Origin of the sequence: Microbacterium sp. SA39, assembly GCF_000967865.1 — a bacterium.
Classification (GTDB): Bacteria; Actinomycetota; Actinomycetes; order Actinomycetales; family Microbacteriaceae; genus Microbacterium.
This window is the reverse complement of record NZ_JXRU01000037.1, coordinates 234,841-246,575: the sequence shown is the minus strand read 5'-3', so window position 1 is coordinate 246,575 and position 11,735 is coordinate 234,841. Positions and strand designations below refer to the sequence as shown.

9 protein-coding genes are annotated in these 11,735 nt (G+C 68.4%); 3 read left to right on the top strand and 6 right to left on the bottom strand.

What is annotated here, in order from left to right; all coding sequences use genetic code 11:
* Positions 1 to 4 precede the first annotated feature (4 nt).
* Positions 5 to 889, top strand: a complete 885-nt coding sequence (locus tag RS85_RS14590; RefSeq protein ID WP_046014167.1) for an SMP-30/gluconolactonase/LRE family protein — start codon at positions 5 to 7, stop codon at positions 887 to 889.
* Between the two features lie 14 nt (positions 890 to 903).
* Here the strand turns inward: RS85_RS14590 and RS85_RS14585 are convergent, their stop codons facing one another.
* Positions 904 to 1,752: an NAD-dependent epimerase/dehydratase family protein gene (locus RS85_RS14585; RefSeq protein ID WP_046014166.1), complete on the bottom strand. Its 849-nt coding sequence runs from the start codon at positions 1,750 to 1,752 to the stop codon at positions 904 to 906.
* A 92-nt stretch (positions 1,753 to 1,844) separates the two neighbouring features.
* Here RS85_RS14585 and RS85_RS14580 point away from each other — a divergent pair, with 92 nt between their 5' ends.
* Positions 1,845 to 4,460, top strand: a complete 2,616-nt coding sequence (locus RS85_RS14580; RefSeq protein ID WP_046014165.1) for a glycoside hydrolase family 78 protein — start codon at positions 1,845 to 1,847, stop codon at positions 4,458 to 4,460.
* A gap of 17 nt (positions 4,461 to 4,477) precedes the next feature.
* Here RS85_RS14580 and RS85_RS14575 read toward each other — a convergent pair whose 3' ends face one another.
* Positions 4,478 to 5,482, bottom strand: coding sequence for a LacI family DNA-binding transcriptional regulator (locus tag RS85_RS14575; protein ID WP_046014235.1), 1,005 nt, complete (start codon positions 5,480 to 5,482; stop codon positions 4,478 to 4,480).
* 142 nt (positions 5,483 to 5,624) lie between these two features.
* Between RS85_RS14575 and rhaI the strand changes: the two genes are divergently transcribed.
* Positions 5,625 to 6,791 (top strand): L-rhamnose isomerase, encoded by a 1,167-nt coding sequence (gene rhaI / locus RS85_RS14570; RefSeq protein ID WP_046014164.1) that lies wholly within the window; start codon positions 5,625 to 5,627, stop codon positions 6,789 to 6,791.
* Positions 6,792 to 6,869: 78 nt separating this feature from the next.
* Here rhaI and RS85_RS14565 read toward each other — a convergent pair whose 3' ends face one another.
* The 4 genes from RS85_RS14565 to RS85_RS14550 all read right to left on the bottom strand — a co-directional run bounded on the left by RS85_RS14565 (position 6,870) and on the right by RS85_RS14550 (position 11,650).
* On the bottom strand, positions 6,870 to 7,943 hold the full coding sequence (locus tag RS85_RS14565) for a substrate-binding domain-containing protein (RefSeq protein WP_046014163.1): 1,074 nt from the start codon (positions 7,941 to 7,943) through the stop codon (positions 6,870 to 6,872).
* Positions 7,944 to 8,013: 70 nt separating this feature from the next.
* Entirely contained in the window at positions 8,014 to 9,021 is a 1,008-nt protein-coding gene (locus tag RS85_RS14560) for an ABC transporter permease (protein WP_046014162.1), read from the bottom strand.
* A complete protein-coding gene (locus RS85_RS14555; RefSeq protein ID WP_082087640.1) occupies positions 9,018 to 10,607 on the bottom strand; it encodes a sugar ABC transporter ATP-binding protein in 1,590 nt (529 codons plus the stop codon). Before RS85_RS14555 ends, RS85_RS14560 begins: the two co-directional genes overlap by 4 nt.
* On the bottom strand, positions 10,607 to 11,650 hold the full coding sequence (locus tag RS85_RS14550; protein WP_046014161.1) for an NAD(P)-dependent alcohol dehydrogenase: 1,044 nt from the start codon (positions 11,648 to 11,650) through the stop codon (positions 10,607 to 10,609). The genes RS85_RS14555 and RS85_RS14550 overlap by 1 nt, the downstream gene beginning before the upstream one ends.
* Positions 11,651 to 11,735 lie beyond the last annotated feature (85 nt).

Genomic DNA, 11,735 nt, shown 5'->3' with positions numbered 1-11,735 from the left:
CGACATGTCAACGGACCTGACCCCATCGCTGCTCGCTCCAGGAGCGGACCTCGAGCGCCTCGCCGACGGCACCGTCTGGAGCGAAGGACCTGTCTGGCTGCCGGAGACCAGGAGGCTGCGCTGGAGCGACATCCCGAACGACCGCATCCTGGAGTGGGACGCGGTGACGGGCGAGGTGTCGACGTTCCGCCAGCCCGCCGAGTTCACGAACGGCAGGACGCTCGACCTCGAAGGCCGGGTCGTCCAGTGCAGTCACGGACGACGTGCGATCGAGCGCGAGGCGGCAGGCGGCCCCGAGGTCCTCGTCGACCGCTGGAGCGGCGGACGGTTCAACTCCCCGAACGATCTCGCCGTGGCATCCGACGGAGCGATCTGGTTCACCGACCCGCCCTACGGCATCGACCCGAGCGGCCGGGAGGGACACCCGGGCACCTCCGAGTACGACGCCTGCTTCGTGTTCCGCTGGGATCCGCGCACCGGCGAGGCGGAACCCGTCGTGACGACGATGGTCCACCCGAACGGCATCGCGTTCTCTCCCGACGGCTCCCGGCTGTACGTCTCCGACACCGGCTTCTACGCCGACCAGCCCGAAGCTCAGCAGATCCACGTGTTCGAGGTCGACGGGCCGACGGTCGTCGGCGCAGGGCGCGAGTTCGCCAGACCTCCCGTCGGTGCATCCGACGGGTTCGCCGTCGACCGGGAGGGCCGGCTGTGGACCTCGGCCGGGGACGGGATCTACGTCTACGCACCGGACGGCGGGCTGCTCGAGCACATCGCCGTTCCCGAGACGGTGTCGAACTGCACGTTCGGTGGCGACGACGGGCACGACCTCTTCCTCACCGCCACGACGGGCCTCTACCGGATCCGCACCACGACCACTGCGGCGTGACCACTTGAGCCCTGCTACGAGGCGGTGTACTCCTGGCGCCAGAGGTGCACGGGCTCGAAGCCGAGCCGGTCGCGCGCCTTGTCGATCGACATCAGGGTCTCGAACTCGCCGACCCCCTCCCGAAGCGCGACCCCGGGATAGTTCCGTTCGGCGTATTGGACGGTCGGCGTCGACACACCCGAGTCGGATGCCGCCACGTTGTAGACCTCGAAACCCGGAGCCGCGTGCTGAAGGGCCAGGGCCACGGCCGTCGCGGCGTCTCGCACGTCGACGTAGGTGCCGAGCAGATCGCGTCGGTAGTCGGCGACGCCCGCGCGCTCGAAGGTCGCGTACTCGTCCTCGGCGACGACGTTGGTGAAGCGCAGCGCCGTGATGCTGGCCCCCTCGGCCCAGTGCACGAGCTGCGCGGCCATCGCTTCCTCCGCGATCTTGCCCAGCGCGTAGGTGTTGTTCGCCTCGGTGTAGCTCTCGTCGACCGGCAGCGAGGTCAGGTTCGCGTAGTCGGGGAAGCCCATGGCAGTGATGCTCGACGCCTGCACGATGGTGCGGATGCCGGCGCGCAGCGCGCCGTGCAGCACGTGGAAGGTCGCGTTGATGTTGTTCGTGAAGGTGGCGGCATCCGGCACCAGCCCGTTCACGGGCAGGGCGGCGAGATGCACGACGGCGTCGAGCCCGTCGTGACGGGCCGTGACGCCGAGCAGGGCATCGAGTACCTGCCCGTAGTCCTGCAGGTCGACGCGGACGAAGCCCGGCCCCGGCGTTCCGATGATGTCGAACCCGACCACCTCGTGACCGTCGGCTCGCAGCCTCTCGACGGTCGCTCTGCCGAGCTTGCCCGAACTGCCGGTGACCACGATGCGCATGAGAACCCTTTCGTTCCCCTCATCTTCCCGTTTCGACTTGAAACGTGTCAATCGATCCGGGATGATCGAGGCAGATCCGAATCAGGAGACTCATGAGCATCGACGTCGCTGCGCCCACCTTCGAGCACCACCGCCACGCCCTCGGCATCGGCGTGCCCGCTCCCCGCATCTCCTGGAAGACGCGGGCACCGGCGGGCTGGACCCAGATCGCCTATGAGCTGGAGGTGACGCGCTCGGGCGACGTCACGACCGTCTCGGTCGAGGACTCCGACTCGGTCCTGCGGGACTGGCCCTCGGCTCCGCTCGCCTCGCGGGAACGCGCCGTCGTACGCGTGCGGGTCACGGGAGACGACGGCTCCGTCTCCGGATGGAGCGAGCCGGCCGCGGTGGAGACCGGACTGCTCGCCCCGGACGACTGGTCGGCCATGGCAGTGGGCGCGAACTGGAACGAGAATCCCCTCAGTGACGAGCGCCGCCCCTCCGTGCTCCGACGCGACTTCTCCGCGCGCGGCGGCCTCGCATCGGCCCGCCTGTACGTGACGGCGCACGGGGTCTACGAGGTCGAGATCAACGGGCGGCGCATCGGCGACGACGCCATGTCGCCCGGCTGGACCCCGTACCGGCAGAAGCTGCGCTACTACACCTACGACGTCACCGACGAGATCTCTCCGGGCGCCAACGCCATCGGTGCGTGGCTCGGAGACGGCTGGTACCGCGGACGCATGGGCTGGCGCGGCGGCTTCCGCAACATCTTCGGCACCGACCTGTCGCTGCTGGCGCAGCTCGAACTGCGCTATGCCGACGGCACGACCGAGACGATCGCGACGGATGGCGACTGGCGCGCCGCGCCCAGTCCGATCCTGCATTCGGGCAACTACGACGGCGAGACCTACGACGCGCGGATCGCCGCCGAGCTCCCCGGGTGGTCGCGTCCGGGGTACGACGCGAGCGGCTGGTCGAGAGTCGTCGCCGCCCACCGCGACCCGGCGACCCTCACCGCTCCGGAGGGTCCGCCGGTCCGCTGCACCCAGGAGGTCGCGCCTGTCGAGCTGCTCACGACCCCGAGCGGCCGACGCGTGCTCGACTTCGGTCAGAACCTCGTCGGCCGCCCGCGCTTCCGCGTATCCGGTCGCGCCGGCGACATCGTGCGCTTCCGCACGGCAGAGGTGCTGCAGAAGGGCGAGATCTACACGCGTCCCCTGCGCGACGCGAAGTCGACGGACGCGTACATCCTCGCCGGCAGCGGCGTCGAGGAGTGGGAACCGCGGTTCACCTTCCACGGGTTCCGCTACGCCGAGGTCGACTGGCCGGGAGAGGCGGCTGCGCTCGATGCCGCGGTCGCCGCCGGAGACATCGTCGCCCGGGTCTACCACACCGACATGGAGCGCACCGGGTGGTTCGAGTCGTCGAACGCCCTCGTCGACCGGCTGCACGAGAACGTCGTGTGGAGCATGAGGGGCAACTTCCTCGACATCCCCACGGACTGCCCGCAGCGCGACGAGCGCATCGGCTGGACCGGCGATCTTCAGGTGTTCGCGCCGACGGCATCCTTCCTCTACGACGTCTCGGGCATGTTGTCCAGCTGGCTCAAGGACGTCGCGATCGAGCAACTGCCCGACGGCACGGTGCCCTGGTACGTGCCGGTCATCCCCGCCGACAAGCAGTGGACGCCGATCCGCCCCGGCGCGGCATGGGGCGACGTGGCGGCCTTCACGCCGTGGACGCTCTACGAGCGCTTCGGCGACACCCGCATCCTGAGCGATCAGTATCAGAGCGCCCGCAAGTGGGTCGACCTGCTCGAACGGCTCGCCGGGGAGGACCGTCTCTGGGACGAGGGCTTCCAACTCGGCGACTGGCTCGACCCCGCGGCTCCACCGGAAGACCCCGCGGACGCCACGACCGACCGCTACCTCGTCGCCACCGCGTACTTCGCGCGCTCCGCCGATCGGGTGGCCCGGATGGCCGAAGTACTCGGCCTCACAGACGATCACGCCCGTTACGCAAAGCTCGCGGCCGAGGTGCGCACGGCGTTCACTGCGACCTATTTGCTGCCGGACGGCCGGATGACCAGCGACGCGCAGACGGCGTACTCCCTGGCCATCGCGTTCGACCTCGTCCCGGACGAGGTGCTCGCGTCCGCGGGAGCCCGCCTCGCCGCGCTCGTCGAACAGGCCGGTCACCGCATCGCGACCGGGTTCGTCGGGACGCCGCTCGTCTCGGACGCGCTCACCGTCACCGGCCATGCGGATGCCGCCTACGATCTGCTGCTCGAGACCGAGGCGCCCTCGTGGCTCTACGCGGTGGTGCAGGGCGGCACCACGATCTGGGAGCGCTGGGACAGCCTCCGTCCCGACGGCACCGTGAACCCGGGGAGCATGACGTCGTTCAATCACTATGCCCTCGGGGCGGTCGCCGACTGGATGCACCGCACCGTGGCAGGCCTCGCCCCCGCTGCTCCGGGGTACCGCGCGATCCGGTTCGCACCGAAGCCGGGCGGGGGGTTCACGCACGCCCGCGCCGCGCATGAGACCCCATACGGGCGAGCGGAGATCGCCTGGCGACTCGACGGCGAGACGCTGCGGGTCGATGTCACAGTGCCGACCGGATCGACGGCGACCGTGCAGCTGCCCGGCGGCGAGACCTTCGAGGTGGGAAGTGGCAGCCACAGTCTCGAAGGAGCCTGGGCGCGTCCCCTCGGCACGGCCTGACGAATCGCGGCGCCCGCTCAGCCCGCGGTCGAGGCGCGGACGATGAGCTCGGGACGGAAGCGCACGTTCCGCTCGTAGTCGCCGTCCGGATCGTCGATCGACCGCAGGAGCAGCTCGACGGCCGTCGAGCCGATCGGTGCCGCCGGCTGACGGACCGAGCTCAGCGGGATCACCGCGGCCGCGGCGAAGTCGATGTCGTCGTAGCCGATCAGTGCGATGTCCTCCGGCACGCGCGCGTCGCCGGTCATCACAAGGCTCTGCAGCACACCGAGCGCCAGCAGGTCGTTCGCCGCGAACACGGCATCCGGCCGATCAGCGCGATTCCGCGCCAGGATCTGACGCCCGGCTCGACGCCCTTCCTCGACGGTGAGCGCGCTGGTCGAGATGAACTCGACGCCCGCCCCCTCCTCGGCGGCCGCAGCCTGGGCACCGCTGAGGCGGTCTGCCACCTGTCGTAACGCCACCGGTCCGCCCACGAACGCGATGCGACGGCGACCGACCGACAGCAGATGCTCCATGGCGACGCGACCCCCCTCGACATCGTCGACGGCAACGGATGCCATCCGCTCGTCATGGGACTCCCGGTCGACCAGGACGATCGGCGTCCCGCGTTCCTGCATCTGCGCGAGCCGAGGCAGCGACTCCGACACCGGCGTCACCAGCACGCCCGTGACGCGCTGCTCCTCGAAGAGATCGAGATGTCTGGCCTCTCGCTGCTGCTTCTCGTCGCTGTTGGCCACCAGCACGGAGAGTCCGTTCTCATCCGCTCGTTCCTCGGCACCCCGCGCGATCTCGGCGAAGAACGGGTTCCTGATGTCGAGAACGACGAGGCCGATCGTGCGACTGCGTCCCGCCCGGAGCTGTCGAGCGGCGTCGTTGCGCACGAAACCCAGGCGAGCGATCGACGCCTGCACGCGGGAGACCGTCGCCGGAGACACCTTCTCCGGGCGGTTCAGCACATTCGAGACCGTCCCGACCGACACCCCGGCGTCTTCAGCCACCTCGCGAACGCTGACCGTCATCATCCCTCTTCCCGACTCCTGAAACGACTCATGAGCCTGTGCGTTCACACACTCTCACGCGTCTTGACAGCAGTCAACTCATCGCCTAATGTCGTCATCGCAGGGCTTGAAACGATTCATTCAACGATGAAAGCAGCACGACATGAGCATCCTCTCCTCCGACCACCTGGCCGCTCTCGAGCGGCAGGGCATCGAGCTTCCCAGCTGGGCGTTCGGCAACTCCGGCACCCGCTTCAAGGTGTTCGGAACGCCCGGGACCCCGCGCGATCCGTGGGAGAAGATCGCGGATGCCGCGCAGGTGCAGAAGTACACCGCTCTCGCGCCGAGCGTCGCCCTGCACATCCCGTGGGACCTGGTCGATTCGTACGACGACCTGCGCAAGCACGCCGAGGACCACGGCGTCGCGCTGGGCACGATCAACTCGAACACCTTCCAGGACGACGACTACAAGTTCGGCGCACTGACCCATGAGGACGCGGCGATCCGCCAGAAGGCCATCGACCACCACCTCGCCTGCATCGACGTCATGGATGCCACGGGCAGCCGCGACCTCAAGATCTGGCTCGCCGAGGGCTCGAACTACCCGGGACAGGCCGACCTCCGCGGCCGCCAGGACCGCCTGCAGGAGTCGCTCCAGCAGATCTACGCGCGTCTCGGCGACGACCAGCGGCTCGTGCTCGAGTACAAGTTCTTCGAGCCGGCGTTCTACCACACCGATGTTCCGGACTGGGGAACGTCCTACGCCCAGGTGAGCGCGCTCGGCGACAAGGCCATGGTCTGCCTCGACACCGGACACCACGCGCCCGGCACGAACATCGAGTTCATCGTGATGCAGCTGCTGCGCCTACGAAAGCTCGGCTCGTTCGACTTCAACTCCCGGTTCTACGCCGACGACGACCTCATCGTCGGGGCGGCCGACCCGTTCCAGCTCTTCCGCATCCTCTTCGAGGTCATCCGCGGCGGCGGACTGAACAACCCGGATGTCGCCTTCATGCTCGACCAGTGCCACAACGTCGAGGACAAGATCCCCGGACAGATCCGCTCGGTCCTGAACGTGCAGGAGATGACCGCTCGCGCGCTGCTCGTCGACCGCGAAGCACTCACGGCGGCGCAGAAGTCCGGCGACGTGCTCGCCGCGAACGCGGTGTTCATGGATGCGTTCTACACCGACGTGCGCCCTGCCCTCGCCGAATGGCGCGAGTCGCGCGGCCTCGCCGGTGACCCGATGGCCGCGTACGCAGCATCCGGCTACCAGCAGAAGATCGCCGCCCACCGCGTAGGCGGCGTGCAGGCAGGCTGGGGCGCCTGAGCGCGCGTCCCGACAGCGCAGAGAAGGGGGAGGGCCGGTTCAGTCGCGGCCCTCCCCCTTCTCTTCAGATGCGACCGGTCACTCCTTCTGGCCGGTCAGCCCCTCGTACGCGATGTTGCCGCTCTTCAGGTTCTTGTTGGTCATCTCGGTGAGGTTCTCGAGGAAAGCCTCACGCTCGGTGACGACGTGGCCGATGGCCTCGTCGACGTTGTCCTTCGTGATGGCCGGCATCAGGTAGACGGGGTTCTCCTCGACATCTTCTCCACGCACGACGGCAGCCGCGTAGGCGACGCCGGCGGACAGCTCAACCGTGCCGTTCTGCAGCGAGGTGCCGATGAAGTCGCCGTTCTTGACGGCTTCCAGACCGTCCGCGATTCCGTCGATGCCGACGATCGGCACATCGGTCATGCCCGCTTCCTTGAGCGCCTGCAGGGCACCGAGCCCCATGTCGTCGTTCTGCGCGATCACGCCGTCGATGTCGTCCCCGAAGGCCGAGATCCAGTTGCTGACCTTGTTGACCGCCTCATCGCGTTTCCAGTTCGCGGTGTCCTTGGCGAGGACCGTCACGTCCGGGTACTCGGCGAGGACGTTGTCGATGCCCTTGCCGCGGTTGATCTCACCCGAACCGCCGAGTGGGCCCTGCAGGATGATGACGTTCCCCTTGCCGCCGAGGGCATCCATCATCATCTGCGCTTCCTGCTCGCCCGCTGCCACATCGTCCGGCTGCACCGAACCCGTGAGGTCGTCGCTGTCGAGCGATGCGTTGACATCGAAGAAGGGGATGTCCGCCGCCTTCGCTGCGGCAATCTGCGGCTGCAGCGAGTCGGCCTGCACCGGGATGACGACGATCGCGTCGACGCCGGCCGTGACGTACTGATCGACCTGGGTCGCCTGGGTGTTGACGTCGAGTCCCGCGGAGTTCCAGAGGATCTCGATGTTGTTCTCGTCGGCGTAGCGCTCGATGCCTTCCTTGCCCTCGGTGACGAACGAGGACATGTCGTAGACGCTCACACCGATGGTGATGCGCTCCTCGCCGCCCTCACTCGTCTCGGCGCCCGCGTTGGGGTCGCCGGCGCCGCACGCGGCGAGCGACAGGGCGGCGACCGCCGTGAAGGCGAAGGTCGCGGCGATGCGGCTCTTCTTGATGAACATGGGATTCCTCTCGGTTGGTGGTGCGATGACAACGTTGTGCGGCCGAGGCCGACTTCTCCGGCGGTTCCGTCTAGCGACTTCGGCGTCGCGTCGCCCAGACGTCCACGGCTACGGCCGCGACGATGAGCACGCCCTTGATGACCTTCTGCCAGTAGGCCGGGACGGTCAGGATGTCGAGACCGTTGTTGAGGGTCTGGATGAGCAGCAGGCCAAGGGCGGTGCCCCAGATGGATCCGCGTCCGCCGAGCAGGCTCGCCCCGCCGATGACGACCGCCGCGATCGCGTCGAGCTCGTACCCGACGCCGAGGTTCGGAGCGCCCAGCGTGACCCGACTCGCCAGCATCACGCCGGAGATGCCCGCGAGCATGCCGGAGATCGCGTACACGCTGAAGATCGTGCGGCCGACATTGATGCCCGCGATGCCGGCGGCGATCGGGTTGCCGCCGATCGCGTAGACGCGCATGCCCCATGCGGTCCGTCGCATGATGATCGCGAGTCCGAGGATGCCGACGATCATGAGGATGACGGGAAGGGTCAATCCGCCGAACTGCGCGTTGGCGATGCGGGAGAACTCGGGCGGAAGCCCGGTGATGGGGGCGCCGTTCCCCGCGACGTAGGCGATGCCGGACGCCAGGGTCAGCATGCCGAGCGTGGCGATGAAAGGTGGTACCTGGATCACCGACACGACGAAGCCGTTGATCGCGCCGGCGACGAAGCCGACGACGACCCCGGCGACGATCGCGAGCCAGATCTGATCGGGAAAGGCCTTCGCCGTGAGGCTGCCGAACACGGCGGCGGCGGCGATCACGCTGCCGACGGACAGGTCGATGCCTCCGGTGAGGATCACCAGCGTCTGACCGAGCGCGATCAACGCGAACGGAGCGGCCGCGACGAGGATCGTCTGCAGGTTGTCGACTGTGCCGAAGCGCGCGCTGCGGTACAGGAAGAACGCGATGATGAGCACCATCACGATCACCATCGCGTAGCGGATGGCGAGGTCCCCGAACCAGGTCGGGCTGAAGCGTCGCACCTCGGATTCGGGCAGGATGCTCGGCAGTGCCGTTCGGGTGTCGGTCATTGGTCGTCCTTTGCGAAAGGGGTGGTCCCGTCAGGAACCTCGGAGGTGTCGAGTCCGCTCGCGAGGCGGAAGATGCGGTCCTGGACGTCGGGCTGCTCGAGCGCGGCGCGGTCGAGTTCCGCCACCACGCCGCCGCCTTTGAGCACGAGGGCGCGGTGGGACAGGGCAAGGATCTCGGGCATATCGCTCGATGCCATGACGACGGCCATACCGGATGCCGCCAGGTCGGTGATGATGCGATAGATCTCGCTCCGGGCGCCGATGTCGACACCGCGCGTAGGCTCGTCGAGCAGCAGCACTTTCACCTCGCCGGTCAGCCACCGTGCGAGCACGACCTTCTGCTGGTTGCCACCGGAGAGCGTCTCCATCAGCTGCCCGAGACCGCGGCTGCGCAGCCGCACGGATTGCATGACCTCAGCCACGGCATCGGTCCGACTCTTCCCCTTGAGCCATCCCGCGACGGAGAAGCTGCTCATGCGCGTTAGCGTCGCGTTGGCGAGGATGTCCATGCTGAGCACGGCCCCTGCTCCCTTGCGGTCCTCGGGCACGAGCGCCATGCCCGCGGTGATCGCATCGGCAGGATGTCCGCGGCGGACCCGGGCGCCGCCGATGCTGATCTCCCCGGCGGTCGAGCCGCGCACCCCGAACAGCGCTTCGATGAGCTCGGTGCGTCCGGCGCCGACGAGCCCGGCGAGCCCCACGATCTCCCCGCGGCGCACCTGCAGGTCGACCGGCTCCGGTGCCGGGGAATAGGTGAGCCCGCGCACCGACAGGGCGACATCGTCTGCCGCCGGCGGGAGCTCGGGGAACAGGTCCTCGAGCTCTCGACCGATCATGGCGGTGACGATGTCATCGTCGCTGAGCGCGGAGAGCGGCTCGTCGGCGACGAGGCCTCCGTCGCGGAGCACCACCACCCGGTCGGCGATCGCACGGATCTCCTCCATCTTGTGCGTGGTGAAGAGGATCGCGACCCCTCGGTCGCGCAGCATCCGCAAGTTCGCGAGGAGACGGGCGACTTCGCGTTCGGCGATCGCGCTCGTCGGCTCGTCCAGCAGCAGCACCCGCGCTCCGGTGCTCGTGGCCTTCACGATCTCGACGATCTGCCGAAGGCCGACGGGCAGAGAACCCATGCGCGCCGCAGGGTCGATGTCGACGCCGAACTCGGCGAGCATCTCCTTCGCCTCCCGTGCCATGCGGCGTCGGTCGACGAGGCCGAGACGACCGCGCAACTCCCGTCCGACGAAGATGTTCTCGTACACAGTGGTATCGAGGATCGACGCGAGTTCCTGCGGGACGATGGCGATGCCGCGCTGATGGGCGTCGCGTGCCGATCCGGCGGCGAGCTCGTCTCCTCGCACGAGCACGCGTCCACTGTCGGCCCTCATCTGTCCGGAGGCGATCTTCATGAGCGTGGACTTCCCGGCGCCGTTCTCGCCGGCGAGCGCGGTCACTGTGCCGGGCACGAGACGGAGCCCCACGCCCTTGAGCACCGGAACGCCGCCGAAGGCCTTGTGCACGTCGATGCACTCGAGCATGTCGGGATGCTCGTGGACGATGATCGCGCCCGTCTGCCCGAGATCGGTCATCATCGCTCCACGGAGTCGCGATCGGGACGCACGATGCTCTTCAGGGTGGACGGATGCGATGCCGAGTCCAGAGCCTCGCGGACCTCGTCGAGCCCGAAGCTGCCGGTGACCAGGGCGTCGAGGTCGACCGCCCCGGAGGCGGCGAGCGCGATCGCCGTCGGCCAGGTGTTCGCATAGCGGAAGATACCGGTGATGACGAGCTCGCGGTTCTGGATCGTCGAGACCGGGAGTGCGATCTCGTCCGCGCCCATGCCGACCAGGACGGCGACGGCGCCGGACCTCAGAGCAGAGATGCCCTGCTTCACCGCGACCGGCGACCCCGACGCATCGATGAAGGCGTCATAGCCCGAGCCGAGGGATTCGGCGGCCGGATCGATCGCCTGCGTCGCCCCGAAGCGCAGGGCGACCTCACGTCGCTCCGCCATCGGGTCGCTGATCACGACCTCCGTCGCACCGAACGCACGAGCGGTCTGCGCGGTGACGATGCCGATGGGGCCTGCGCCCGTGATGAGGACGCGGTCGCCAGGGCGGACCCCGGCCTTCTGGATCGCGGCGATCGCGACAGAGAGCGGCTCCATGAGTGCTGCGGCCTCGTCGCTGACCGACGCCGGAACTCTGTGGGCGAAGTCCTGCTGAATGGCGACGTACTCGGCGAACGCACCATTGATCGGTGGGGTGGCGTAGAACTCGATCTGCGGGCAGAGGTTGTAACGGCCGCTCCGGCAGTACTCGCATCGGCGGCACGGGCGCTGCGGCTCGATCGATACGCGCTCTCCGAGCCGAGCGGCGTCGACCTCGTCGCCGACCGCGATGATCACACCGCCGGCTTCATGCCCCAGCACGAGGGGTGCCTCGACGATGAAGTCGCCGATACGGCCCTCGTGGAAGTAGTGGACGTCGGAACCGCAGATGCCGACGGCGGTCACCTGCACGATCACCTGATCCGCCTCCGGTGCGGGTACGGGGCGGGTCTCGACTGTGAGCTCACCCGCCCGCACCAGCACGCTCGCACGCATCGTCGTCGGCGTTTCCATGCTCTTCATCGGGCTCCTTCGGTGCAGTCGTGAGTGCTCGACCGACCCTAGGGCATCCCTGACGGATGAGACAAGCATGCGCTCATATGAGCGC